At 39.4% G+C, this 24,502-nt stretch carries 30 protein-coding genes; 29 read left to right on the top strand and 1 reads right to left on the bottom strand.

Annotated elements, in window-relative coordinates; genetic code table 11:
• Positions 1–27: 27 nt before the first annotated feature.
• The 26 genes from KB197_RS09380 (at position 28) to KB197_RS09255 (ending at position 20,346) form a co-directional block, all read left to right on the top strand.
• Positions 28–453: an ArpU family phage packaging/lysis transcriptional regulator gene (locus KB197_RS09380; RefSeq protein ID WP_212574044.1), complete on the top strand. Its 426-nt coding sequence runs from the start codon at positions 28–30 to the stop codon at positions 451–453.
• A 111-nt stretch (positions 454–564) separates the two neighbouring features.
• Positions 565–1,131: a site-specific integrase gene (locus KB197_RS09375; protein ID WP_212574043.1), complete on the top strand. Its 567-nt coding sequence runs from the start codon at positions 565–567 to the stop codon at positions 1,129–1,131.
• A gap of 214 nt (positions 1,132–1,345) precedes the next feature.
• Complete coding sequence (locus KB197_RS09370) at positions 1,346–1,690, top strand: HNH endonuclease (protein ID WP_212573640.1); 345 nt, start codon at positions 1,346–1,348, stop codon at positions 1,688–1,690.
• A gap of 208 nt (positions 1,691–1,898) precedes the next feature.
• Complete coding sequence (locus tag KB197_RS09365; RefSeq protein ID WP_212573639.1) at positions 1,899–3,167, top strand: phage portal protein; 1,269 nt, start codon at positions 1,899–1,901, stop codon at positions 3,165–3,167.
• Positions 3,157–4,548 (top strand): hypothetical protein, encoded by a 1,392-nt coding sequence (locus KB197_RS09360; protein ID WP_212573638.1) that lies wholly within the window; start codon positions 3,157–3,159, stop codon positions 4,546–4,548. Before KB197_RS09365 ends, KB197_RS09360 begins: the two co-directional genes overlap by 11 nt.
• On the top strand, positions 4,538–4,777 hold the full coding sequence (locus KB197_RS09355; RefSeq protein WP_212573637.1) for a DUF7675 family protein: 240 nt from the start codon (positions 4,538–4,540) through the stop codon (positions 4,775–4,777). The genes KB197_RS09360 and KB197_RS09355 overlap by 11 nt, the downstream gene beginning before the upstream one ends.
• Before the next feature lie 53 nt (positions 4,778–4,830).
• Positions 4,831–5,061 (top strand): hypothetical protein, encoded by a 231-nt coding sequence (locus KB197_RS09350; RefSeq protein WP_049529798.1) that lies wholly within the window; start codon positions 4,831–4,833, stop codon positions 5,059–5,061.
• Positions 5,062–5,112: 51 nt separating this feature from the next.
• Positions 5,113–6,525, top strand: coding sequence for a terminase (locus KB197_RS09345; RefSeq protein WP_212573636.1), 1,413 nt, complete (start codon positions 5,113–5,115; stop codon positions 6,523–6,525).
• A gap of 80 nt (positions 6,526–6,605) precedes the next feature.
• Positions 6,606–7,073 (top strand): capsid assembly scaffolding protein Gp46 family protein, encoded by a 468-nt coding sequence (locus KB197_RS09340; RefSeq protein ID WP_212573635.1) that lies wholly within the window; start codon positions 6,606–6,608, stop codon positions 7,071–7,073.
• 15 nt (positions 7,074–7,088) lie between these two features.
• On the top strand, positions 7,089–7,991 hold the full coding sequence (locus tag KB197_RS09335) for a phage major capsid protein (RefSeq protein WP_212573634.1): 903 nt from the start codon (positions 7,089–7,091) through the stop codon (positions 7,989–7,991).
• A 2-nt stretch (positions 7,992–7,993) separates the two neighbouring features.
• The gene (locus KB197_RS09330; RefSeq protein ID WP_212573633.1) at positions 7,994–8,215 is read left to right on the top strand and encodes a hypothetical protein; all 222 of its coding nucleotides are present in this window, start codon (positions 7,994–7,996) and stop codon (positions 8,213–8,215) included.
• A 20-nt stretch (positions 8,216–8,235) separates the two neighbouring features.
• Positions 8,236–8,631: a phage Gp19/Gp15/Gp42 family protein gene (locus KB197_RS09325; RefSeq protein ID WP_212573632.1), complete on the top strand. Its 396-nt coding sequence runs from the start codon at positions 8,236–8,238 to the stop codon at positions 8,629–8,631.
• On the top strand, positions 8,618–8,956 hold the full coding sequence (locus KB197_RS09320) for a hypothetical protein (protein ID WP_212573631.1): 339 nt from the start codon (positions 8,618–8,620) through the stop codon (positions 8,954–8,956). The genes KB197_RS09325 and KB197_RS09320 overlap by 14 nt, the downstream gene beginning before the upstream one ends.
• Positions 8,949–9,185: a hypothetical protein gene (locus KB197_RS09315; RefSeq protein WP_212573630.1), complete on the top strand. Its 237-nt coding sequence runs from the start codon at positions 8,949–8,951 to the stop codon at positions 9,183–9,185. Before KB197_RS09320 ends, KB197_RS09315 begins: the two co-directional genes overlap by 8 nt.
• Positions 9,186–9,521, top strand: coding sequence for a hypothetical protein (locus KB197_RS09310; protein ID WP_212573629.1), 336 nt, complete (start codon positions 9,186–9,188; stop codon positions 9,519–9,521). It begins immediately after the preceding gene.
• 13 nt (positions 9,522–9,534) lie between these two features.
• On the top strand, positions 9,535–10,086 hold the full coding sequence (locus KB197_RS09305; protein WP_212573628.1) for a phage tail protein: 552 nt from the start codon (positions 9,535–9,537) through the stop codon (positions 10,084–10,086).
• Between the two features lie 2 nt (positions 10,087–10,088).
• A complete protein-coding gene (locus KB197_RS09300; protein WP_421127625.1) occupies positions 10,089–10,400 on the top strand; it encodes a hypothetical protein in 312 nt (103 codons plus the stop codon).
• A gap of 14 nt (positions 10,401–10,414) precedes the next feature.
• Positions 10,415–10,795, top strand: coding sequence for a DUF5361 domain-containing protein (locus KB197_RS09295; RefSeq protein WP_049529788.1), 381 nt, complete (start codon positions 10,415–10,417; stop codon positions 10,793–10,795).
• Positions 10,795–13,824, top strand: coding sequence for a PblA (locus KB197_RS09290; protein WP_212573627.1), 3,030 nt, complete (start codon positions 10,795–10,797; stop codon positions 13,822–13,824). The genes KB197_RS09295 and KB197_RS09290 overlap by 1 nt, the downstream gene beginning before the upstream one ends.
• Positions 13,824–14,519: a phage tail protein gene (locus KB197_RS09285; RefSeq protein ID WP_212573626.1), complete on the top strand. Its 696-nt coding sequence runs from the start codon at positions 13,824–13,826 to the stop codon at positions 14,517–14,519. Before KB197_RS09290 ends, KB197_RS09285 begins: the two co-directional genes overlap by 1 nt.
• Positions 14,516–17,992, top strand: a complete 3,477-nt coding sequence (locus KB197_RS09280; RefSeq protein ID WP_212573625.1) for a phage tail spike protein — start codon at positions 14,516–14,518, stop codon at positions 17,990–17,992. The genes KB197_RS09285 and KB197_RS09280 overlap by 4 nt, the downstream gene beginning before the upstream one ends.
• Complete coding sequence (locus KB197_RS09275) at positions 17,989–18,198, top strand: hypothetical protein (protein WP_212573624.1); 210 nt, start codon at positions 17,989–17,991, stop codon at positions 18,196–18,198. Before KB197_RS09280 ends, KB197_RS09275 begins: the two co-directional genes overlap by 4 nt.
• Entirely contained in the window at positions 18,188–18,823 is a 636-nt protein-coding gene (locus KB197_RS09270) for a hypothetical protein (RefSeq protein WP_212573623.1), read from the top strand. The genes KB197_RS09275 and KB197_RS09270 overlap by 11 nt, the downstream gene beginning before the upstream one ends.
• Positions 18,824–18,832: 9 nt before the next feature.
• Positions 18,833–19,111, top strand: a complete 279-nt coding sequence (locus tag KB197_RS09265) for a DUF7365 family protein (protein ID WP_006154951.1) — start codon at positions 18,833–18,835, stop codon at positions 19,109–19,111.
• A gap of 14 nt (positions 19,112–19,125) precedes the next feature.
• Positions 19,126–19,356, top strand: a complete 231-nt coding sequence (locus tag KB197_RS09260) for a phage holin (RefSeq protein ID WP_212573622.1) — start codon at positions 19,126–19,128, stop codon at positions 19,354–19,356.
• Positions 19,357–19,359: 3 nt separating this feature from the next.
• Positions 19,360–20,346 (top strand): N-acetylmuramoyl-L-alanine amidase, encoded by a 987-nt coding sequence (locus KB197_RS09255; RefSeq protein ID WP_212573621.1) that lies wholly within the window; start codon positions 19,360–19,362, stop codon positions 20,344–20,346.
• A 94-nt stretch (positions 20,347–20,440) separates the two neighbouring features.
• On the opposite strand, the gene KB197_RS09250 is transcribed toward KB197_RS09255, so the two are convergent.
• On the bottom strand, positions 20,441–20,632 hold the full coding sequence (locus KB197_RS09250) for a hypothetical protein (protein WP_000109864.1): 192 nt from the start codon (positions 20,630–20,632) through the stop codon (positions 20,441–20,443).
• A 574-nt stretch (positions 20,633–21,206) separates the two neighbouring features.
• Between KB197_RS09250 and KB197_RS09245 the strand changes: the two genes are divergently transcribed.
• From KB197_RS09245 to KB197_RS09235, 3 genes are all read left to right on the top strand, one after another.
• Positions 21,207–22,268, top strand: a complete 1,062-nt coding sequence (locus KB197_RS09245) for a GTP pyrophosphokinase (protein ID WP_212573620.1) — start codon at positions 21,207–21,209, stop codon at positions 22,266–22,268.
• 226 nt (positions 22,269–22,494) lie between these two features.
• Positions 22,495–22,950: a MarR family transcriptional regulator gene (locus tag KB197_RS09240; protein ID WP_212573619.1), complete on the top strand. Its 456-nt coding sequence runs from the start codon at positions 22,495–22,497 to the stop codon at positions 22,948–22,950.
• Between the two features lie 56 nt (positions 22,951–23,006).
• Positions 23,007–24,239, top strand: coding sequence for an acyl-CoA thioesterase/BAAT N-terminal domain-containing protein (locus tag KB197_RS09235; RefSeq protein ID WP_212573618.1), 1,233 nt, complete (start codon positions 23,007–23,009; stop codon positions 24,237–24,239).
• Positions 24,240–24,502 lie beyond the last annotated feature (263 nt).

Raw genomic sequence — 24,502 nt, 5'->3', positions numbered from 1 at the left:
ATAAACGGCATAGAAACGAGGTGAGCGATGCCTTTTTTTCCAGAAATAAACGAAGCCAAAACAAAAGAAAATGCCAAGAAAATTTTGGAGGGATATCCTCACTGGCGTCGTGTAGCAAATGATACAGATGGTCAGAGAGTAACCACGACCTACTCATTCACGCCACGAAATCCATCGAGTGGTAAAAATAGTCAAGTTGAGAAATTGGCAATTCGCAAAGTTGATGCAGAGCTAGAGCTAGATGCGATAGAACAGGCTGTCAGCAAATTACATGATCCTTTTTATCGTAAAATCATATACGAGAAGTATCTTGTTTGGCATCAAAAAAAAGACGAGACGGTGTACAATGAGCTTGCAATTTCAGAAAGTTCATATTATGAAATTCTTAGTAAGGCTTTATTAGCATTTGCAGAGATTTATCGAAATGGTGAACAGGTCGCAATTTTGGAGTAAAAGCGGAGTAAGTCAAGAGTAAATATACGATTTTGTGTGCTAAAATTATATTATGAAATTATTGTAAAGGCAGGCACACCCTGCCTTTTCTTGTGGATTGGAAGTGGTATCGTGAAAAAAGTAGAACCTATTCGTGAACTCGACGATATTGAACGAATGAAAGACTTTTTAAAATCAAAAAGTGAGCGAAATTATGTTCTGATTATGTGCGGTCTATATTCTGGAATGCGCATCAGCGATATTATACCTCTCCAAGTGAAACAAGTGACAGGTGATAGAATCGAGGTTACTGAAAAGAAAACTGGTAAAGTCAAGAGATTTGCTATCAACCCGGAATTAAGAAAGGCCTTGAATCATTACATTAAAACGAATGAGCTACAAGGATATGACTATCTATTTCCTAGCAAAAAGAAAGTCAGGACGGATGGAGTTCGGATAACTCACATAGGCCGAGTAGCTGCTTACCAAATTTTAAAGCAAGCAGCTGAACATGTTGGATTGAAGAATATTGGAACCCACTCCATGAGAAAGTCATTTGGCTATCATCATTACAGACGAAATCAAAATGTAGCAATCTTGATGGAATTATTTAACCATTCATCACCAGATATTACACTTGATTATATAGGTATTAAGCAGGATGAATTGGATGATTCAATGATGAATTTTAGCTATTAAATGACTATTTATTTTACATATTGAGAAAATGTAAATTAGTATTTAATAAAATAGATGTAAGCACTTGCTACGATTGATGTTTAAGGATGTTGATTTTATTTAACAGAATATAAGATATGTTAAATATACGAGGGTGTAAGAAGTTAAAAAACCTCCCCCCCTACATCATAAAAATTTAACCCCCTACCTCTTAAAAAGAAAGGCCCCTCCGAAGATGAATACCACCCATGAAAGACCGGACCGGAGCGGTCCTCACAGAGTTGCTTTTGAAAAGAATAAAAATATTATTCTCAAAACAAGAAATACTTGTGGGATTTGTGGACTACCAGTTGACAAATCCTTGAGGTACCCACATCCATTAAGTCCGGTCATTGACCACATTATTCCAATCAATCGCAACGGTCATCCATCAGATATTCAAAACTTGCAGTTAGCCCACTGGCAATGCAACAGACAAAAGTCTGATAAGTTATATGCTGACGATAGGTCAGCCAATGCTACTGTTGTAGGCAATCGCAACCTGCCACAGTCAAGAGATTGGACAAAGTACAGAGCTTGAAGAAGCCAAAAAAAGAAAAATTATATTATTTTTTAAAAATATCAAAAATAATAATGAATGCTTAGAATTTGAAAAAATAACAGATATGTGTGAAGTAAGTCCTAGCAGAGGATAGGGGGGTATCTCCCTCCCACTAGGCGCTCGAGGGCTTCACGCCGTCACTGTACATTTTTTCTCGCGCCAAATCATCACAAGAAAGGAGAACGGTTTGGAATTAAGAGGAATTGACTATCTCAGGAGAAAGTTGACTCTCTATCGGAGTAGAGTTAATCTGAGGTACAAGCATTATGCAATGCAATACCATGAATCACCGACAGGAATTACAATTCCTCCACATATCAGGGTGAAGTACCAAGCTGTTCTTGGTTGGGCTGCAAAGGGAGTTGATAGTCTTGCAGATCGTTTGATTTTCAGGGCATTTGCTAACGATGATTTTAATGTTACAGAAATCTTTAATCGGAACAATCCTGATATCTTCTTTGATAGTGCTATTTTAGCTGCGCTGATTGGTTCGTGTAGTTTCGTCTACATTTCGAAGGGTGAAGATGATGAGGTGAGGTTGCAAGTCATTGAATCAAGTAATGCAACTGGTGTCATTGATCCTATTACTGGACTGCTTGTGGAAGGTTATGCGGTGTTGGCTCGTGATGATTACAATCGTCCAACGCTTGAAGCCTACTTTGAGCCTAATGCTACTCACTTCATTTCGAAAGATGGTAGACCATACTCGGTTGTGAATGAAACTGGTATCCCTTTGTTGGTTCCAGTCATTCATCGTCCGGATGCGGTTCGTCCGTTTGGTAGGTCGCGAATTACCAGGGCTGGGATGTATTATCAGAAATATGCTAAGCGAACTTTAGAGCGAGCTGATATTACAGCAGAGTTCTATTCGTGGCCACAGAAATACATTCTTGGGCTTGATCCTGATGCGGAACCTATGGAGAAATGGAAAGCTACTGTATCAAGCTTACTGACGATTTCTTCAAGCGATAAAGGTGAGAAGCCGAGCGTTGGACAGTTTACTACAGCTAGCATGTCACCGTTTACTGAACAGCTGAGAACAGCCGCTGCTGGATTTGCTGGCGAAATGGGCTTGACTTTGGATGATTTGGGCTTTGTGTCTGACAATCCATCATCTGTGGAAGCCATCAAAGCAAGTCATGAGAATTTGCGTTTAGCTGGTCGAAAGGCTCAGCGCTCACTAGGTGCTGGATTGTTAAATGTCGCTTATGTTGCTGCTTGTTTGAGAGATGATTTTCATTATGCGAGAAGTCAATTCGTAAGAACAACAGTCAAATGGGAACCTTTATTTGAAGCTGATGCTAATATGATGACCATGATTGGTGATGGTGTTGTGAAATTGAATCAGGCATTACCTGGTTACATCAACGCAGAAACAATTCGAGATCTTACTGGTATTGCAGGAGACATGTCTGCTAGGCCAGTGATAAGCGAGGATGGTTCAAATGGAGAATGATGTTTTACCTGGTATCTTGCAAGAGGTTCAGGAGAAGTTTGAACGAGATTTCGGTAAGAGTGAGATTGTCAGAAATGCTTTTGCTACATTGAAGGCAAAAAAAGCCAATTACAAAACAGCAAATGAGTTTGCGATTGAAATTGGTGAAATTCTTTCTAAGACTCTAGGAGCTTCTATAAGCGCCGATAAACTACCAGATGGTAAAATGTATTACAATATCGCTCAGCGCTTGCTGACGGACGTGCTAGGACGGAATCACGAGATTGTGAGTGGTTATGCTAGTGATGTCCAGAAGAATTTGAATGATAAAGCGAAAATCGGTCTAAAAGTTCAAATTCCTGAATTGAATCAAGATCGAATTGCTGGTATTGTTAATCGTTTTGCATCTGAGGACAACTTTGAAGATGTCAGTTGGTTGCTAGGTGAACCTATTGTGAACTTCACTCAATCAATCATTGATGATAGTATCCAGAAAAATGCGGAGTTTCATCATCAGTCTGGATTGCAACCTGAGATTGTCCGAAAATCGTATTTTCATTGTTGTGAGTGGTGTCAAGAAGTCCAAGGGAATTATAAATATCCAAGAGTTCCGAAGGACGTTTATAGAAGACATCAGCATTGTCGTTGTATTGTAGACTATGATCCTAAAAACGGAAAAGTTCAGGATGTTTGGAAGAAAATTTGGCGAAAAAAAGATGAAAGTGATAAAATTGAAGCAAGGAAGGATATAAATAAAAATTCTCAAATGAGCGAAGTGAGAAAGCTAGCGCTACAGAACGGAATTTCTTCAAATCCTATCAAAAAAAGCCGTAAAAAATTGACTGAGGAACAAATAATCGAAGCTGTTAGTGGTGGAGACAAGACAAGAGGATCTTGTTCGTCAGCAGCATTTGCTTATATTGGGAACAAAGGTGGCTATACTGTCCTAGATTTTAGAGGAGGAAAGAGTTGTGATTTCTTTTCTCGAGATAGTAGGATTAAAATGATTGGTAGCCTTCCAGGAGTTGAAATGTATGTTGCTAAACATACAAATGATTTTACTGCAGTAAAAGAATTGTTGGAGAAAGTAGAAAGTGGAAATGAATACTACTTGGCAGCAGGGAGTCATGCAGCAATCATAAGGAAAAGCGAAGGTCGTTTCGAGTACTTGGAACTTCAATCAAGAACGTTAAATGGTTTTAAGCCGTTTAACAACATTGTTCTGAAAGAGAGATTCAAAGGTCAGAAGTCTCACAGTGTAGCTGGGAGAAGATATGATGCAAATAGCTATCTTATTGATGTGAACTCATTGAAAGATAACCCTGAATTTCACAAGATATTGAGTTTTATCAATACTGCAGATTCTAAACAAATGAAGGGGGCTGAGGGTCGTGAAAGATGATTATGAAGAAGTGAATTGGTCTGAATATTGCTATAAAGAAAATGATGGTGATATAGTTTGGTGGGTTGATACAGCCTGGTTCGCTAGAGGGTTGATGTTAATTACATTTGATAAGAAGAAGTTTTATAACCTTTTTGAAGATTATCCTCATAATATGAGCTCAGAAGAGATTGAAATCTTTGATAAAGAGAATCCATTTTGGGCTGATTTCTTTTCGGACCGAAAATAAGAAATTTGAAGCACTCGAAAGGGTGCTTTTATTATGCTTAGAAAGGAGTAACGATGGGAAACACAATTGATTTTTCAGAGAAAAAGTCTAGTCTTGAGCGCGGTGCTTCCGTGAAAGAAATTTTGGAAGAAAATCTTGAGGCTAGCCATGGCTACACTTCGGTGCTGGTGGTTTCTTTAGATAAAGATGGTGAGATAAATCTTGGCTATAGCTGGGAAAGTAGTTTGCAGGCATTAGGAATGCTGGATGTTGCTAAAAATTATATTTTGAACGTGATCAATTAAATTATCCCAGCGATAGGGTTATCATGCGATGACGATTGAAAGGAAATTAGAATGGCGAGGAAGAAACTTGGCAATCAGAATCCTACTCAATCGGTGATTTTAAAATACGTCAAGAAAAATTCAAGAGCTAGAGAAGCGATTGAGCTTTACGAACGGACTGGTCTTTCTTGCTATGCCTGGCAGAAAAATCTCTTACTGCCTATGATGGCTGTTGACAAGAACGGTCTTTGGGTGCATCAGAAGTTTGGCTACTCTATCCCTCGTCGTAATGGTAAATCTGAAATCCTATATATTGGTGAAATTTGGGGGCTACATGAAGGATTAAATATCCTACATACTGCCCACAGAATTTCCACATCTCATGCCTCTTTCGAGAAGGTGAAACGATATCTTGAGAAAATGGGGTATGTGGATGGTGAGGATTTTAATTCTATTCGAGCCAAAGGGCAAGAGAGAATCGAACTTTATTCAACGGGTGGTGTTATCCAATTTCGTACTAGGACATCAAATGGTGGTCTTGGTGAAGGATTTGACATGCTGATTATTGACGAGGCTCAGGAGTACACGACCGAGCAAGAATCTGCTTTGAAATACACGGTTACGGATAGTGAGAATCCTATCACAATCATGTGTGGAACACCTCCGACACCTGTATCAAGTGGAACGGTCTTTACTAAGTATCGTGAGACATGTCTATTTGGGAAAGGGAAGTATTCTGGCTGGGCTGAGTGGTCTGTTTCTGATGAAAAGGAAATTGACGATGTGGAAGCTTGGTATAATTCCAATCCATCCATGGGATACCACTTAAATGAGCGTAAGATTGAGGCAGAGCTTGGTGAGGATAAGCTAGACCATAATATCCAACGTTTGGGATTTTGGCCAACTTACAACCAGAAATCTGCTATTTCTGAAACGGAGTGGAATGAGCTCAAGGTGGATGATGTACCAGAATTGTCTGGCAAGCTGTCTGTTGGGATCAAGTATGGCCAAGATGGAACGAACGTGGCATTGAGTATTGCTGCACGGACCAAGGATGGCCGTTTCTTTGTGGAAACAGTCGATTGTCAATCCGTTCGCAATGGGAATGAGTGGATGGTTGCTTTCTTGCGTCAATCCGACGTGGCTCAGATTGTCATCGATGGCGCAAGTGGGCAAAAGATCCTGGACGAAGAGTTGAAGGACTATAGAATCAAGAACGTGATTCTACCGACGGTGAAAGAAATCATCGTGGCCAATGCTCTTTGGGAACAGGGGATTTATCAGAAAACCATCTGTCATGCTGGTCAACCATCGCTGTCAAAAGTAGCCACTAACTGCGACAAGCGGAATATTGGCTCAAATGGTGGTTTTGGTTATCGATCTCACTTTGACGATATGGATATTTCTTTGATGGATAGCGCTTTGCTTGCGCATTGGGCTTGTGCTACGACCAAGCCTAAGAAAAAGCAAAAAATCAGTTATTAAAATAAGCGGTCTTGTGACTGCTTTTTTTGATGCCAAAAATTACCGAACTGCCGGGGAAGCAGGAGAAAGGAGACATGAGAATGTCAGAATTTAAACCAATCACTACACAAGAAGAATTTGATGCTGCTATTAAGGAGCGTTTATCTCGTGAGAAAGCGAAGTATAGCGACTATGACCAGCTCAAATCTAGAGTTACAGAATTGGAAACAGAAAATGTTGGCTTGAAGTCAACAATTGAAGCTAACAATCAAAGTAAGGCAGATGCTGACAAGCAACTTGAAGAGATGCAGAATCAAATCTCTAATTATGAGACAGCTAGTCTGCGAACTCGTGTGGCTTTGCAACATGGATTGCCTTACGACCTTGCAGACCGTTTGCAGGGAACTGATGAAGAAAGCTTGAAAGCTGATGCAGAGCGCTTAGCTGGTTTTATGAAGCCAGTAAGCAAAGTAGCGCCAGTAAAATCAACGGAGCCGATTGTTCCGAAAGAAGATGATGAAAGAACCATGTATAGAAATTTGGTTCAAAATTTAAATATTGAAGATTAAAAAGGAGAAAAAAATATGTCAGAAGCACAACTTGCAAAAGGAAATCTATTTGATCCAGAGCTTGTAAAAAAAGTTATTAGTAAGGTGAAGGGACATTCATCAATTGCTAAGCTATCACCCCAAAAACCTATTCCGTTTAACGGCCAAAAAGAGTTCATTTTCGACTTTGATTCGGACATCGACATCGTGGCTGAAAACGGCAAGAAGACTCATGGTGGTGTGAGCCTTGATCCTGTTACTATTGTTCCACTAAAAGTCGAATATGGTGCCCGTGTATCTGATGAGTTTTTACACGCCTCAGAAGAAGCAAAAGTTGACATCCTCAGTGATTTTGTGGAAGGATTTTCTAAAAAATTAGCACGAGGGCTTGATATTATGAGTATTCACGGTATTAACCCACGTACAAAACAAGAGTCAAGCATTATTGGAACTAACTGCTTTGATAAAAAAGTTACTCAGACAGTAACTTTCAAAGAATCTAACCCAGATGAAAGTATGGAAGATGCTGTCGGTATGATTGATGGTTCAGAACGTGATATCACCGGAGCAATCCTAGATCCTATTTTTACAACTGCTCTTTCTAAAATGAAAAATGCTGAAGGCGGGAAATTGTATCCTGAATTGGCATGGGGCGGTGTACCTGATGCAATCAATGGATTGGCAGTAGATAAAAATCGCACTGTATCATACTCACAAACAGATCCTAAAAACACAGCGATTGTTGGGGACTTTGAAACAATGTTCAAATGGGGCTATGCGAAAGAAGTTCCGATGGAAATCATCAAGTATGGTGATCCTGACAACAGCGGTCGCGACCTTAAAGGGTATAACCAGATTTATATCCGTTGCGAAGCATACATTGGATGGGGTATCATGGATGCTGCTAGTTTCGCTCGTATCGTGAAAACGGGAGGTTAATCATGGCTGAGTATGTAAACCAAAAGACTGGAGCTACAATCAACACTAACACAGAAATTTCTGGAGGGGATTGGGTTCCGATTGCAGCATACAAACCTTTGGACTCATTGACTAACGCAGCGTTAAAAGAAATCCTTGATGAAAAAGGGATTGCTTATGATAACCGTGCCACAAAAACTGAATTGATTTCGCTGATCGAACAAGCTGATACTGAATCTCAGTAGTCACTTGACTGGAGGTAGAAATGGAAAACTTTGCAACAGTCGAAGATTTGAAAAAATTGTGGCGAGCGTTGAAATTCGATGAGGAAAAACGAGCCGAGGCGCTGTTGGAAGTTGTTTCTCATTCTCTTCGCGTTGAAGCTAAAAAAGTTGGCAAGGATTTAGATGGGTTAGTGGCTACTGATCCATCTTTTGCTGTGGTGGTCAAGTCCGTCACCGTTGATGTGGTAGCTCGCACGTTGATGACCTCAACTGACCAGGAACCGGTGACTCAATTTGCTGAAAGTGCCTTGGGCTACTCAGTGAGTGGTTCTTATCTTGTTCCTGGTGGAGGTCTCTTTATCAAGGATTCAGAATTGAAACGTTTGGGCCTTAAGAAACAAAGGTATGGGGTGATTGATATTTATGGGACGGATTAAAGGAATTACTGTAACTTTGACTGGGAAAACCAAGACTGGTCGGGATGACTTTGGTCATCCTATCTATGAGAATACTGAAATTCAAGTAGATAATGTCCTGGTTGTTCCAGCTTCGACAGAAGATATCACCAATCAGCTCAATTTGACTGGGAAAAAGGCAGCTTATACGCTGGGCATTCCAAAAGGCGATCAGAACGAGTGGAAAGACCGTGAGGTTCGTTTCTTTGGGCGAAAATGGCGCACGATTGGCTTTCCGTTAGAAGGCATTGAAGCCATGATGCCTCTAGAATGGAATAAGAAAGTGATGGTTGAAGCGTATGAGTAATACAAAAATCAAGCTTATCGGTTCGGGTGTAGGAGCTCTTTTGAAATCAAAAGAGATTCAGGACATCTTGAACAAAGAAGCAACGGTCATTAAAAAAAGATGTGGTCCTGGCTATGAACAAGATAGCCACGTTGGTAAGACAAGAGCCAATGCTATGATTTATCCAGCTACGCGAAAAGCGAAGAGGGATAATTTGAAAAATAACACTTTGTTGAAGGCGGTGCATTAGATGATTGAAATTATTATCAAGAAATATCTTGACGGTCATTTAGATGTACCGTCATTTTTTGAGCATGAAGCTGAGGCTCCCGATAGCTTTGTCATTATTCAAAAGACAGGTGGGAAGGAGCGTAATCACTCTAGTAGTGCGACCTTTGCTTTCCAAAGTTATGGCCCAACTATGCAGAAAGCTGCGGAGCTTAATGTGAAAGTGAAAAATGCTGTGAAGGGATTGATTGAATTAGATTCAATCTGTGGTGTCCACCTGAACAGTGATTACAATTTTACGGACACTGAAACAAAACAATATCGATATCAAGCCGTATTTGATATTAATTATTTTTAAAAGGAGAAATTAAATGGCTACAGAAGCAAATGTAACGACTGCAAAACCTAAAATCGGAGGTGCGGTTTATTCTGCACCTCTTGGAACAGCACTTCCAACAGACGCAACTACAAAATTAGATGATGCGTTTAAAGCGCTTGGTTATATTTCAGAAGATGGTATGACCAATAGCAACTCCCCAGAATCAGAAAATATTAAGGCGTGGGGTGGCGTCGTTGTAAGTTCGGTTCAAAAGGAAAAGACAGACACTTTCAAATATATGCTGATTGAAGCATTAAATGTGGAAGTTTTGAAGGAAGTGTATGGACCAGATAATGTATCTGGGGATTTGTCTTCAGGAATTACGATTAAGGCAAACTCAAAAGAATTGCCACATCACTGTCTAGTTATCGAAACAGTCCTAAAAGGTGGTGTACTTAAACGTATTGTTATCCCTTCAGGAAAGGTAACTGCCATTGATGAAATCCCTTATAAAGATGGAAGTGTACTTGGGTATGGTACGACAGTAACTGCTTTCCCTAACGCTGCTGACGACACACACTATGAATACATCAAAGGAGCTTAACTATGTCAAAACAAAATCGTAAAAAGAAAAATAAAAAAGCTGCGCCACAGATTAAAACAATTCGTGGTGTGACTTCAACCGGATTTGCTTTTGAAATTACAAAAGAGCGCTTGGAAAACTATGAGTTGCTTGAAGTTATTGCAGAAGTGGATACAAATCCAGCAGTTTTACCAAAAGTGGTCAAACTTATGCTTGGTGACAAATCAGAAGATTTGAAAAACCATGTGCGGACTGCGGATGGCATTGTTCCTTTGGATAAAATGGGAGCAGAAATTAGTGAGATTTTTACAAGTCAGAACCAGTTAAAAAAATAGCGCTCCTTGCTAGAATGATTCAAACAGATGAAGATGCTCTTATTTGTGATTTAGCTGAAACATATGGGATTTTTGATTACAGACAGTTACCTGCTGACCAGGTAGCTGTTTTTGCTTTTGGTTTGAGAGATGATTCACGGATCAAACTAGCAATGACCAATAGCAAAGTTCCTTTTGAAACCTTTTTGCTTGCAGGCGTGCTTGATAGGCTTTCTGCTCTTGTGTGGTTTAAAACAACAGACGGTCAGAAAGGAATCAACAAACCATTAATGGTTGCAGAGGAGCTGACAGGTAAAACTAAAGCTAAAGAAAGCAAGGAGATGATCTTTGATTCTGGTGAGGACTTTGAAGAATATCGTCAGCAAATTCTAGAAAAGATAGGGGGTGAGGATTAGTGGCGACAGAAATAGCACAGGCTTATGTACAATTGATACCATCAGCCAGAGGTATTACTGGTAAAATCCAATCACTTCTCAATCCTGAGGCTAGCGCAGCAGGACAAAGTGCTGGACAGTCATTGGGTTCTAGTCTTGTTAGCGTTATGACGAAAGTTATTGCAGCGGCAGGGATTGGCAAGGCCTTTTCGGCAGCTATTAGTGAAGGAGCAGCGCTTCAGCAATCACTTGGAGGTATCGAAACTCTATTCAAAGGTTCTGCTGACAAGGTAAAGGGATATGCTAATGAGGCCTACAAAACAACAGGTTTGTCAGCTAATGCCTACATGGAAAATGTGACAGGCTTCTCAGCTAGCCTCTTGCAATCTCTTGGTGGCGACACTAATAAAGCTGCTGAAACAGCAAACATGGCCATGATTGATATGTCGGATAATGCGAATAAGATGGGGACATCTATGGGAAGCATTCAACTGGCGTATCAAGGTTTCGCCAAACAAAACTACACTATGTTGGATAACCTGAAGCTTGGTTACGGTGGTACAAAGCAGGAAATGCAACGTCTCTTGGCTGATGCAGAGAAATTGACTGGTGTTAAGTATGACATTAACAACCTCTCAGATGTTTATAATGCCATCCATGCTATCCAAGAAAATCTAGACATCACTGGCACAACTGCTAAAGAGGCAGCATCTACTTTTAGTGGTTCTTTTGAATCTATGAAAGCAGCTGCTCAGAATGTACTTGGGAAGTTAGCGCTAGGGGAGAATATCCTACCTTCTCTGCATGCTTTGCTTAAAACAACATCTACCTTTCTCTTTGATAATTTTTTACCAATGGTTGGAAATATTTTTTCTGGCCTTGGCTTGGTTTTGACTGAAGGAATTAGTCAGATTGCATCTCAGCTTTTTGGGGATGCCTTTGGAAGTGCAGTCTATAGTCAACTTTCAAGAGTGACAGGTATCTTTCAAACTTTCTTTGATATGATCTTTGGATCATTGAGCAAGCAAGATAACATTGATATCCTGACCATGCTTGGATTTAGCGAGGGTACTGCTAATCAAATTGTCAACATCGCAGATAATATTCGAGTTACTTTTGAGAACATTGGAGTTGTTGCTGGCCATGTTGCAAGTATTGTTGTTGATTTCGTTGGAGATCTGTTAGGGATTAAAGACGGGGAGCAGGGAGTGAACCTGTTAGGTTTTGCATTTGAAGGTATCTCAGGTTTTATCAGAGGCGCCTCTGAAAGTCTTAGCAAATTTACATCTTGGTTAAAAGATTCACCTCTTGCATTAGATGCCTTAAAATCGGCTGTTGTTGGTATTACGAGTGCATGGGCAGGATATAAAGCTGTTTTAACGGTAATAAAAGGAATTGAAACAATCAGGAATGCAACTCTGGCTATTACGAATGGTCTTATGTTGGCTCAGTTCGTAAGAACCGGTGCACTCACTACCGCAGAGGCGGCGAATGCGGCTGCTACTATGGGAGCAAGTGGAGCGTTTAAGATTTTTAATGCAGTCCTAAGCGTTTCAGGTGGCTGGATTGGAATTGTTGTCATGGCTATTTCTGCTCTTGTTGCTGGATTAGTCTGGTTCTTTACGCAAACAGAAACTGGCCAGCAAATTTGGTCATCTTTTGTGGATTGGATCAAACAGGCTTGGCAGGGGATTGCTGATTTCTTTGTTGGTCTTTGGTCTGGAATCTCTGAAGGTGCTATCATCTTATGGGATGGAGTCGTTACAGCTTGGACTGCTTACATCGAATCTTTGAAAGCGATGTGGACTGCTGTTGTAACTTTCTTTTCTGACTTGTGGGCAAGTATTCAAGAGGCTGCATCTGTTGCATGGACAGCTATCACAACGGTAGTGATGGCTATTGTTCAACCGTTCATAGATGGATTTATGAATATTTGGAACAATATATCAGATGGTCTTACTCAAATTTGGGAAGGGATTAAGATGATTTTTCAAGGTGCTTGGGAGTTCATCAAATCCATTTTCTTGGGCGCTATTCTGATTATCATCGACCTTGTGACAGGGAATTTTAACCAGCTAGGAGCTGATCTTTCTCTAATTTGGGAAGGTATTCAAAATGGCATTTCTTTGATATGGGAAGGGATTAAAACATTCTTTTCTGGTATTGTAGATGCTATTGTTGGATATGGTATTGCTGTTTTTGAAAACTTTTCGGCTGCCTTATCTGCGATTTGGGAGTTTATCAAGTCGGCTGCTTCAGTGACTTGGGAATGGATAAAATCTACTGTAACAAGTCTAATCACAGGTCTGGTGCAGGGAGCTCAAAGTATCTGGGACAGCTTTATGAACTTCCTATCAAGTTTGTGGGAAGGTATTAAGTCAACGGCAAGCAATGCTTGGAGTTCTCTAGCTTCTAGTGTTCTAAACATTATCAATGGTCTCGTATCCGGGGCGCAAAATGCTTGGAACAGCATGTCTAATGCGGTATCTAGTCTTGTAAGTAATGTCACTGGTTTTTTCAATCAATTATGGAATATTAATCTATATAGTGCAGGTCAAGCAATATTGCAAGGTTTCTTGAATGGTTTGCAGTCTATGTGGTCCTCTGTCACAAATTTTGTCGGTGGTATTGCTAGCTGGATTCGTGACCACAAAGGTCCGATTGAATATGACCGTAAACTCTTGATCCCTGCGGGTACTGCCATCATGAAAGGGTTAGACCAAGGATTGCAAGACCAATTTAAGGAGGTCAAACAAACGGTTGGAGGAATGGCTGGTGAAATTTCAGATGTATTTTCAGGAGACAACCTGGATCTGAATTCCTCTGCATCTGTTACTAAAAACCTAGAAGCCCAATTGGCTATGCCATCAGCTCAATTTGAGGCCCATGAGAGTAAAACCGTGTCTGAGATAGCGATTCTGAGAACAAGTATGGAAAGAATCCTTACTGCTATTCTTGAAAAATCGTCAGACGTTTATCTGGACAATGATATTATCTCACTCAAAACCTATAAACAACACGGTGCAATTTACGCAAGGGGGGGAATTTAATGGAGTATATGATCATCAATGGTTTTAACACCTCAACCCTTCCTGGTTGTGTTGTGACTGACTTCGGGAAGGTGGAGGCTGCCAAGCCAAAAGGAGAGAAGGCAACCCTTTATGGAGTCAATGGTAGTTACCGTGTGTTAGACGGTTCTTTCGACAGTTACGAAAGGACCTTCACTCTCCACGTTAAAAAAATGGTTGAGATTTCAAGTATTCTTGATAAATTTCAATCGAATGATAATGTTTTGGAATTTAGCTATCAGCTTGGCTCATTGTTTTATGCTAACTTTGTGACTGCTAGTTTTGAACCTTTTGGAAATCATGCTTGGAAGTTAGAAATTAGGTTAGAAATGCAACCGTTCCGATACCAAAAAAATATAGATCCTGTGGTTCTTACGGCATCTGGTACAGTCAACAACCCTGGCACGGTTTACTCGGAACCACTAATTGAAGTCGAGGGGGATGGCGACGTCTCCCTTACAATTGGCCGGAAAACCATGTATCTAGCGATTAAGACCAAGGCCACGATTGATTGTAGGCAAGGCAAGCAAAATATCTACAATGCTACTGGTGCCGTTCAGAACACTCTTAGGAAACGTGGAGGGTTCTTGGAAATACCGACTGGTAAGGTCGGCGTCTCGTTTACTGGAAATGTCCGTAAAATTACTATTCGACCGAATTGGAGGTATAAGATTTGATTTATTTAACAAATGGAAATATGCCTCTGAACGCTGCCTATGCTGATGAAATTGTTCAAGAGGATAATAGCACTTATCAATTGTCCTTCCGATTTCCGACCTCGGATTCCTTATGGGAGCAGTTGAAGGAGGAAGCGTTCCTAACTGCTGATGACCTTCACGGTGAACAGGATTTTGTCATTTTCGAGGTAGAGAAGAAGCATGGCTATATTCAAGTCTATGCGAATCAAGTATTCACCCTTTTGAATAACTATGTGGTCAGTTCGCTTTCTCTTGATCAAGCGACCGGCTCAACTGCTCTCAGTCGTTTTGCTGGCGCGATCACTCGTGACAATCCGTTCTCATTCTTCTCTGATATTGAAGATAGGCATACCTTTAATATTGGCTCTAAGAATGCTATGGAGGCATTTGGGAAAGATAAGCATTCTATTATTGGTCAATGGGGTGGCGACCTTGTACGGCATGGTTACCAGGTTCGCTTGTTAAAAAATGGCGGTTCGGAAAACGAATCGCTTTTTATGTACAAAAAGAATCTGTCTAGCTATCAACACAAGACATCTACTAAGTCTTTGAAGACTCGAATCACCTTTACGGCGACTGTCAAAGGTGGGGGAGAGAAGGCGCCTGACCGCAAGTTTTCTGTAGTTGTGGATAGTCCGCTCATTAACAAGTACAGTCAAATATACGAAGATGTGATTGAGGTTAATGACCAGGATGTGAAGGATGAAGCAAGCCTTCGTAAGTATGGTGAGCAATATTATCGAACTTCGCTCTGTGACATGATGGAAGATAGCCTTGAGCTTGAGGTTGTCGGCCAGAGTGATGTGCCTGTCCAGATGTTTGATATTGTGAGTTTATTTCACGATGTCTACAATCTTGACGTGCGCAAGAAGATTACTAAGTACACTTACTCACCAATGGGCAAAAAACTGAAGACAATTGGTTTTGGGCAGTTCAAGTCAGGTCTTGCGAATGCGATTGGTAACGCAGTTAGTGATGCAGTCAAGGGTGAAGCTCAACAACTTCAAAGTGATTTTGAAAGGCAGTTAGCAAGAGAACTCAAGAATGCTGATCTTGCTTTTGACAGGCAGAAAGAAGAGTTGGTCAATCAATTCACAGACGGTCTCAATGCTGCCAAAGCCAGAGCTGAAGAAGTTAAAAGAGAACTCTCTGATACTATCAATCAGCGTTTCGAAAGCTTTGACAATACTTCGATACAAGAAGCCAAGCGCAGGGCTGAAGAAGCCTTGCGAAATGCTGGTGCAAGCAGCTTACTCGCTCAGGAAGCGAAACGAATTAGTGAGCGAGCAAGAACAGACATTACTAACCTACAAGCATCATCTCAAAATTCTCTCAGCCAGATTGAAAGTTTTAAAAATCAGTATGGTACGAAGCTGAATGAAGTTAAGAGCACCGCAGACGGTATCTTGACCAAGCTTGGTACGATTGAAACGTATGTCAATAAAGACGGTCAGCGACAAGAGAGATTGCAGCGTTATGCTCGAGACGAGAGCGCTCGTCAAGTCAGCGCAGTCCGTGAGCAGATATCCAGAGATTATGTTGGTAAATCGACTTATCAGGAGGATGTGAGAGGTCTTGAACGTCGGTTTAGTGCGATAAGCACGCAGACAAATAATGATATTGCTTCAAAGATTGCTCAATACAAGCAGACAGTCGACGGGCAATTTGCAAGCATCACATCTCAGATTGCTGGCAAGGCCAATCAGACGGATTTCCAACATGTCAGAGAGACTAGCCAACTATATGAGCGGATTATTGGTAGCAACGAGAATGATATCTCGAATAAAGTTGCTCGCATGGCTCTGACTAACCAGCTATTCCAGGTTGAGGTGGCTAAGGCTGCAAAAGGTGGCCGAAATTATATCAGAGGAATCAAAGAGATGCGTGTAGGTTCAGGCTCATGGGATTCTGGGACATTTCGTGGCTCAGGCTCTGGAAGTGTTCGGACAATTGAGGTTTCAGATAGCCCTGTATCTGGTTTTAATAAAGCAGTACGTATAATTTCTAGTGATCCAAAAGGTCAAATTGGCGTTGCTCAGGACGGATTTGAGATTATGCCAGGAACCTATACGATGTCTGTTTGGATAAGAGGCTCAGCTGGACAAAGAGTTAGATTACAAAATTATTGGTGGAGCGACGACTCAACAGGTATAAGCCCAGAATTCATCTTGAAAGATGACAAATGGACATATTTGACATTTTCGAGCGAACGAAAAAAAGCTGGAAAATTGTCGATCGGCTACGTTTACTTAGTTAATGGCGCAAAAGGAAGCTATCTCGATATTTTGGCTCCTCAATTAGAGGAGGGAAGCATTGCAACAAGTGCTCGTCCTGCTCTTGAAGACACAGAAGAAGCTGTTCACTCAGTTCAAAGCCAACTAGCTGGTTCGTGGTCGGTTCAGAATTTGACAAGTGCTGGTGCTTTAGTTTCTCAAATTAATGCGACTAACAATCAAATTTTGATTGAGGCCGAGAAGATTCGTTTGAAAGGTAAGACCTTGCTCGATGAATTGACTGCAATTAATGGCTATTTCAAGCGTATTTTTGTCGGCGAGGGTGCATTTGCTAAGCTGAACGCTGAGATTATCGGTTCAAAGACTATCACAGCTGATAAGCTCATTATGGACCAAGCAATGGCTCGGATGTTCGTATCAAGCAATATATTTACGGACATGCTTGCGGCTAAAGAGGCTTTCATCAACAAGCTTCGGTCTGTTGTGGTTACTGCTACCTTGCTTGAAGGTTACAAGGGTAAAATCGGAGGATTCCAAATTGGCACACATGATAACGACTCAAGTTCATTCTGGTTGACTGGGTTAGACCAATTTAAGGTCGGTATGAGTAATGGTAGAGGTCGACAGTTCCAGACAGCTTTCTGGGCTAACTGGGGGAATACTTGGGGGAAACCGGGACCTCTGTCTTGGTACGTCACGCTTGAAGGTAAAATGTTCTGCAGAAACGATGCGGCATTTCATAGAGTGGTTGACTTCTCAAGCACAAGCATAATCAATTTTTTTGGTTCAAATAATTTTCACAAAAATATCGAAATGAAGGGTGGAAGCGAAATTTATGGAACCGGTCGAAGTCCTCGCGAGAATGGCAAGAATGCAGTCGTTTGGTGGAGCCAAGTCGGGGACGGGACGGTGAAATACCACATCGATAAGGCCTCCGACAGACGATTGAAAGAAAATATCACAGAGACAAGTATAAAAGCCTTGGACAAAATCAATCAATTGGTTATGGTCGCATTTGATTTCATTGATAGTAAAAAGCATGAGGAAATTGGTTTAATCGCTCAAGATGTTGAAGCCGTAATACCTCAAGCAATTTCACAAAATCCTGAGAACCTAGATGGCTATCTGCATATCGACTATACCGCGTTAGTGCCTTATCTAATTAAGGGTATTCAAGAACTCAATCAAAAAATAGAAAAAATGGAGAAATCAGCATGAACGAACAAGACAAACAAATCAGTACACTAACAATTAAATCACTAAGTGAGAGAGTCAGTAATGAAGCTACTCAATCAGCTACTCTAGAGGCTCTCTACACAGTTACTGCAATGGAACTTGAGCAGATGAAACGAATCATCGAGTCAGACGAAGAGCTCAAAGCAAAATTTGAAGAAGTGAAAGGAAAAATGACAAATGGCAATTAACAATTATGAACTAGCAAGCAAGCCTTATACACGAGGTTTGGGCGACAATATCAAGACAGTGGTTGAAATCCGTCTGTCAGAAGGCAATCGGTACAGTACAAACATGCGTGAGCTAACAGGAGACCGAACAGATGAGCAAGAGGATGTCTTGATTCAAGCAGTGTTGGATATCCTGAAGGCTGAATTAGATCCAGGCGCAGCAATCGTGCAAGCGCAAGCTAAGCTTGAACAAGCTGAGCAGCAGATTGCACAAAACAAGAGTGAGCAGGACAAGCTTGCAGCTCTTATTAAGCAGACTGAAGAAAATTCGAAGGTAAATCAGAAGGTCATACATGTTCTTGTGTTGAACTCTGTCATGAGCAAGAATATTGGTTATGGAACGACCTACAAAGAGATAGTTGAGTTGATTCCACTAGCTGAAGTTGGTAAGACTTACTTACCACATGACTTGATTACCATTGAAGACCCTGAACACGTAGAGGTCAATGGTGAAGGGAAGCGCATCTTGGTTCAACTTAACAAGGAATTTACCTATAATGGTGAGCCTGTCAGCGCATTTGTGACAAATGGTACTTTGGAACAAAACGGAACGGGTGTCGCTTGGAAATTTGAAGGGAAAGAGTAGGAGGTGTGTATGCCAGGATATGAACGATTTCTCGTACAGATCTTCATCACCCTCATTCCTGTGATTGGTCTTTATTTTTCGATGAAAGATAAAGCAACCAAACAAGAGAATCGTCTTACGATTTTAGAGAAAGATATCGAAAATCTGAACGAATTCAAGACATCAGCCAACAAGCGGCTCGATAACCACGATGAACAAAACAAGGCTATCTTAGTACTAGCTGAGCAAGTAAAATCACTTGGTGAAGACGTAAGAGAGCTTAAAAATTTAATTCAAAATAAACAATAAAAGGAGAAATGCACATGATTAACTGGAAATTACGTTTGCAAAATAAAGCAACACTTATTGCTCTTTTAGGGGCAATCTTCTTGATGTCTCAACAATTCGGTCTTGAAATTCCAAAAAATATCCAAGACGGTGTGAACACATTCGTTTACATCCTGGTATTGATTGGTGTCGTGAATGACCCAACAACTGCAGGGATTACAGACAGCAAGCAAGCTCTTGAGTACGAAAATCCTAAGGAGGATTAAACGATGGTAGAAATCATTAACCATACAATTTTTAATGGAATTTCAGGCTCCCGACCAACTGAGCGACCAAAGTATTATGTTTTACATAATGATGCTGGTTCAAAAAGTGCAAAGGCCTATATCGAATGGCTACAAGAACGATATGACAATGGCCAGTCTGAACTTGGTTTTGCTCATTACTACATCACAAGAGATGCAATTGTGCGAGTCGAAGACACATACAATGGTTCATGGTCTGCTGCTAACTACGATGCTAACATGAACTCTCTTAGCTATGAAGTCTGCCAGCAGTTAAGCGCATCAGATGCCGAGTTCATTGAAAATGAAAACATGGTATTACGCCAAATGGCAGAGGATATGACTTATTACGGTGATACTCCGAACTATTCAAACATTAAGTTTCACAATGAATTTTCTAGCACATCATGCCCTGCTCGTTCCCTTGAATTGCACGGCGGATACAATGACAGCTTGCGTGACTATGTGATTGCTAAAATCAAGCATTATCAGTCGCTCGGCTCAACTGTTCAAGAAATGCTTGCAAAAGAAGGCAATCAAGAGGGCTGGAAGAAAAATGCGACCGGCTGGTGGTATGTCAATGCAGATGGTTCTTATCCAACGAATAAATGGCAGAAGATCAATAATGTCTGGTATTACTTCGATAGTAACGGCTACATGAAAGCAAACGCATGGCACAAGCATTCGGACGGGCACTGGTATTACTTGCTCCCAAGTGGAGCCATGGCAACAGGATGGGCGCTTATTGCGAATAAATGGTATTACTTCAAAGAAACCGGGGCCATGGCCACTGGTTGGGTCAAGTACAAGGAACATTGGTATTATCTCGATGCTAAGGATGGAGATATGAAATCCAATCAGTTTGTCAAGTCTGCAGATGGCACAGGTTGGTACTACCTCAAGGCAGACGGAACACTAGCAGACAAGCCAGAGTTCACAGTCGAGCCAGAAGGCTTGATAACAGTTAAATAAAACGAAAGGAAAACTTTCAAATTAGATTACACCAACCGCAGGCTCAGGCTTGCGGTTTTTTGTTTGCTCAAAATAGAAAAAACAGTGATGGTGCTCACTGTTTTTCTTGTAGTGTATGGGCGTAAGAAGTCATGCTGATAGCGTGTTTTAAACGCATGTTCATAATATCTGATACACCGTTTTTATACTTATCTACGGCCTGAATAGATACGCCACAGTTTTTGCTGATAGCATAGGCTGTGGCGTTGTCTAAAAGCCAGCGGATAGCTTTAATATCTACTGACATATATTACCTCATAAAATACCAAACTGCAAATAGGAGTAGAAGAAGTCCAATAATAAATTCAACTTTTTCACGCTTGGTGGTTTTTCTAATTTTTAGATTTACTTTCATTGTTTTTCCTGTTATAATTTAAGTACACCCCCGAAGGGGTGGATAGTGATTTCTCACTATCCAAATTCGATGTGCCATTCAAAGCTGATTATAAATAAGTTTATTTTGACTACTAGCTTATTTGTTTTTACTTTGAGTGGCTTCTTTTTGAACTTAAACATTTTGTTTTCCTTTCTACTAGTTTCCTTGTCTAAGGTTTCCTCCTTAACCTTATGTATCTATTATACAACTAAAGTTGTACAAAGTCAATAGTTTTGATGAAGTTTTTTATTTTATTTCTTAAAAAAGTGAGTTGCCTATAGAGAGTTTTGGTACCCAATTTGGTACCCAAATTTATTTTTTATGTATTTTTTTGTCAACGCAGTATTTTCCAAATTCCCTATTTTACCAAACTTTGAACGCTATTACATATATTTGTTTATTCTATTTATAAAACAAGTTTTTGTTCACTTTTTGGGAGGTACTAATGAGGACTCAAAGTCATAAGGAGATTGTTGAAGAATATTCTGCTTCACGGGGGAGTTATGAAGGTTGCTTAGATTATGTAGAGAATACTGTGGAGAGTATTATTAAAAGTCAATCTATTAACGTTCATGAAATAATTGGGAGAGTAAAAACTGTAGAGTCTCTTGAAGGCAAAGTAAAAAGGAAAAATTATTCTAATTTAGCTGAGATTACCGATTTATGCGGTATTCGTATCATAACGTACTTTAGTGATGATGTTGATAAAATAGCTGAGTTAATCAGTCAAGAATTCGAGGTTGATGTAGAGAATACTATTGATAAACGTAAAAGTGAGGATCCAACAAAATTTGGTTATGTTTCACTTCATTATGTGGTGGGTTTAAAAGAAGGGACTACTCCATCTACTTTATATGGTAGATTTAAGAATATAAAATTAGAGATACAAATTAGGACAGTTATGCAGCATGCCTGGGCTGAAATTGAACATGATTTGGGATATAAAAGTAAGGAAGATATACCTGATCAATATAGAAGACAATTCTCCAGATTGGCGGGACTAATTGAATTAGCCGATGATAATTTTTTACAGTTAAAAAATAATATTAATAACTATGAGCAGGAGGTAAGAAAAAAATTACCTACTTCAAAAGAAGAATTACCAATAGATAGTAGTACACTTATGACTTATGTAACGGAAGATCCAAATTACATTAAGTTACTGGATGAGATTAAACTGTTAGATGTGCCCATAAATTTTAATATTAACAGTTCTTATCTATCCACTGTAGTCCAGAGAGCAAAAAGTTTGGGCTTAAAGACTATAGGAGATATAGATAAATTATTAGAAAAATATAAAGATATCTTTCTAAGAGTATATGAAATTGAGATGGATATTGTACATTATACGGGTATATCGGTATTGACTCCATTATTGCACATCACTAATGTGTTAGAATCAGTTAATAATATTAATATTTCTGATGAAAAATTTATGAAAGTTTCTGATGCTGAATTTTCAGATGAATTTGGTATATCGTATCCAAATAAAGTTTATGAAGGTTAAAAAGTAATTTTTTAAATATGAAAAGAGGGGTTTCCTATTTGACTAAGTTGAATAATTCGTAGTGTTGCTCTTTCTAAAGTGAAAGTGATTGCGGTACCGAACAAACTTGTTAATATTGTTGTGAAATAAAAATGAATCCTTCGGAGCTAAGCTCTGGAGGATTTTTGGGCTCTCCTTGACAAGAAAACACTATTTTGTTAATATGGTTAACAAAATGGAGAAGACTATGAATAAGAAAGAACTGCATAAGTTTAATAATCGTTTTAACAGTTTTGTTTTAACTTTTGAACAGTTGAAAAAGGATCAGCATAGGAACAGTATTGATAAGTCAATCACTATTAATGAAGTCCATTTGATTGACCTGATAGGTCGCAATCAGCCTATGAATCTAGTAAAATTATCTGAATTATTAGAAGTTTCGAGAAGTGCAATAACTCAAAGTGTTAGGAGATTGATTCAAAAAAAATTGGTTGTTTTTGATTTTGATCCGAATAATGGGAAAAATAAATATTTGAGATTATCTGAAAAAGGCATCGAAGTTTTTAAAATCCATAAGGAGCAACAAGAATATATTGAAAAATCAATCTTTTCAGTTTTAAACAACTATAGCGAGGTGGAACTTAAAACAGTTGTGAAATTGATGGATGATATTGAAAAGGTGTGGGGAGAATTACCGTGGTAAAAGTCACGGTAAATTTCAAATATAATTGTTAAGTAAATTAACAAAAAGGAGAAGATATGACTGTAAACATAGAACTGATTTCACAAACAGATTTAGCGGATGAATCTTTTTATATTGCTATTAATGGTTTAGAACCAAGGGCAATGTACTGTGTAGAAATGTACCTGTCTGATTATTACTGTATAAATGCTCCCTTGCTTTTAGATCATGATGTTATATGGAAATCAACCGCAATTTTTTTATCTGATCAGGACGGTATGATTGATACCTCTCAGACAGCATCTATTTCGGGATCTTATAAAGGAGTTTCAGAAATGGGATTATTCTTTAATGCGAAACCGTTGAAGAATAGGAAAAGGAGATTACCGATTTCTCTTGATAGAATTCCATTACGAGATTGTTTTGGTGTTGAAATTAAAATCAAGCTGGGGAAAGATGTGGTCGCGGAGCAAAGTTTCGTAAGGCGTTATATGAATCTAGGAGTAAGATATCAAGATATCTATGACAAGCATTTTCAAGGTCGATTATTCTATGATGAAAAGTTAAGAAGGGCGCCAGCCGTGATTATTGTTAGCGGTAGTGAGGGAAGAATTGAAAAAGCTCAGAATATTGCCCAACTTTTATCTTCAAGAGGCTATATTTGTCTTGCGATAGCTTATTTTGGTTTAGAGGGATTATCTCAAAATTTAGAACGAATTCCGATAGAATGTCTGGAAGAGGCGAAAGATTTTCTATACCATCATCCTCAAGTTGATAATACAAAAATAGGAATATATGGTCGCTCTAAAGGAGCAGAGCTTGTTCTGGCTGGACAAAGTATTTTGGATGATGTGCAATGTTTAGTACTCAATTCTCCCTCAAATGTAATATTTGAGGGAATAAAGGGAAAACTCAACTCTCATTCATCTTCTTGGACATATTTACAAAAGGAACTTCCTTATCAAAAACTTCAGTTAGGAAATTATTTGTTAAACAAGTTTTTTGGAAAACATATTCCTGAAGATAGTAGGGCCCAGATTGATGTGAGTAAAATTTCCTCTCCTTTATTATTACTAGGAAGCGATGTTGATGAAATATGGAATGCATCATCTGCGATAGATGATATAATTTCAAATTATAAAGGGGAATTCATTTTGTTTAAAAAATACCATGAAACAGGGCATATGTTGACGGTTGCTTATCAACCGAATCATCGTTATCGAAAAGATTGGCGCTTATTAATGAAAGAAAGTGTAGACTCTTGGTTTGCTACGATAAATTATTTTGATACATATCTGAAAAATTTGTAGATAGTGCTGAACCGTACTATAATAGTCCCAACTAAGATAAAAACACAGTTCTAGTTGGTAGTCCAGTCTACAAAAGCAATTGTTCAAACAAGAGAAATTTGAACTCAAACAGTAAAAACGTAGAGAGAACTACAAGAGTTACTAGTGACTTTCTCTTTCATAAAATAGAACAGCTCTTCTCGGATAAAAAGAGCTGTTTTTTGCTTGTATTGAAAATTCTTTTCATCTATTATTTCCTAATAGATTTACTTGTCGTCAAAAAT

The organism is Streptococcus sp. 11-4097 (genome assembly GCF_018215285.2).
Classification (GTDB): Bacteria; Bacillota; Bacilli; order Lactobacillales; family Streptococcaceae; genus Streptococcus.
The sequence above is the reverse complement of the archived record's forward strand: the minus strand, read 5'-3'. Positions and strand labels throughout refer to the sequence as shown.

Excerpts from the sequence above, each read along its gene's own strand:
- KB197_RS09380 (WP_212574044.1), top strand. The coding sequence starts at position 28 with ATGCCTTTTTTTCCAGAAATAAACGAAGCCAAAACAAAAGAAAATGCC.
- KB197_RS09370 (WP_212573640.1), top strand. The coding sequence starts at position 1,346 with ATGAATACCACCCATGAAAGACCGGACCGGAGCGGTCCTCACAGAGTT.
- KB197_RS09360 (WP_212573638.1), top strand. The coding sequence starts at position 3,157 with ATGGAGAATGATGTTTTACCTGGTATCTTGCAAGAGGTTCAGGAGAAG.
- KB197_RS09350 (WP_049529798.1), top strand. The coding sequence starts at position 4,831 with ATGGGAAACACAATTGATTTTTCAGAGAAAAAGTCTAGTCTTGAGCGC.
- KB197_RS09345 (WP_212573636.1), top strand. The coding sequence starts at position 5,113 with ATGGCGAGGAAGAAACTTGGCAATCAGAATCCTACTCAATCGGTGATT.
- KB197_RS09340 (WP_212573635.1), top strand. The coding sequence starts at position 6,606 with ATGTCAGAATTTAAACCAATCACTACACAAGAAGAATTTGATGCTGCT.
- KB197_RS09335 (WP_212573634.1), top strand. The coding sequence starts at position 7,089 with ATGTCAGAAGCACAACTTGCAAAAGGAAATCTATTTGATCCAGAGCTT.
- KB197_RS09330 (WP_212573633.1), top strand. The coding sequence starts at position 7,994 with ATGGCTGAGTATGTAAACCAAAAGACTGGAGCTACAATCAACACTAAC.
- KB197_RS09325 (WP_212573632.1), top strand. The coding sequence starts at position 8,236 with ATGGAAAACTTTGCAACAGTCGAAGATTTGAAAAAATTGTGGCGAGCG.
- KB197_RS09320 (WP_212573631.1), top strand. The coding sequence starts at position 8,618 with ATGGGACGGATTAAAGGAATTACTGTAACTTTGACTGGGAAAACCAAG.
- KB197_RS09315 (WP_212573630.1), top strand. The coding sequence starts at position 8,949 with ATGAGTAATACAAAAATCAAGCTTATCGGTTCGGGTGTAGGAGCTCTT.
- KB197_RS09310 (WP_212573629.1), top strand. The coding sequence starts at position 9,186 with ATGATTGAAATTATTATCAAGAAATATCTTGACGGTCATTTAGATGTA.
- KB197_RS09305 (WP_212573628.1), top strand. The coding sequence starts at position 9,535 with ATGGCTACAGAAGCAAATGTAACGACTGCAAAACCTAAAATCGGAGGT.
- KB197_RS09300 (WP_421127625.1), top strand. The coding sequence starts at position 10,089 with ATGTCAAAACAAAATCGTAAAAAGAAAAATAAAAAAGCTGCGCCACAG.
- KB197_RS09295 (WP_049529788.1), top strand. The coding sequence starts at position 10,415 with ATGATTCAAACAGATGAAGATGCTCTTATTTGTGATTTAGCTGAAACA.
- KB197_RS09285 (WP_212573626.1), top strand. The coding sequence starts at position 13,824 with ATGGAGTATATGATCATCAATGGTTTTAACACCTCAACCCTTCCTGGT.
- KB197_RS09275 (WP_212573624.1), top strand. The coding sequence starts at position 17,989 with ATGAACGAACAAGACAAACAAATCAGTACACTAACAATTAAATCACTA.
- KB197_RS09270 (WP_212573623.1), top strand. The coding sequence starts at position 18,188 with ATGGCAATTAACAATTATGAACTAGCAAGCAAGCCTTATACACGAGGT.
- KB197_RS09265 (WP_006154951.1), top strand. The coding sequence starts at position 18,833 with ATGCCAGGATATGAACGATTTCTCGTACAGATCTTCATCACCCTCATT.
- KB197_RS09260 (WP_212573622.1), top strand. The coding sequence starts at position 19,126 with ATGATTAACTGGAAATTACGTTTGCAAAATAAAGCAACACTTATTGCT.
- KB197_RS09255 (WP_212573621.1), top strand. The coding sequence starts at position 19,360 with ATGGTAGAAATCATTAACCATACAATTTTTAATGGAATTTCAGGCTCC.
- KB197_RS09250 (WP_000109864.1), bottom strand. The coding sequence starts at position 20,632 with ATGTCAGTAGATATTAAAGCTATCCGCTGGCTTTTAGACAACGCCACA.
- KB197_RS09245 (WP_212573620.1), top strand. The coding sequence starts at position 21,207 with ATGAGGACTCAAAGTCATAAGGAGATTGTTGAAGAATATTCTGCTTCA.
- KB197_RS09240 (WP_212573619.1), top strand. The coding sequence starts at position 22,495 with ATGAATAAGAAAGAACTGCATAAGTTTAATAATCGTTTTAACAGTTTT.
- KB197_RS09235 (WP_212573618.1), top strand. The coding sequence starts at position 23,007 with ATGACTGTAAACATAGAACTGATTTCACAAACAGATTTAGCGGATGAA.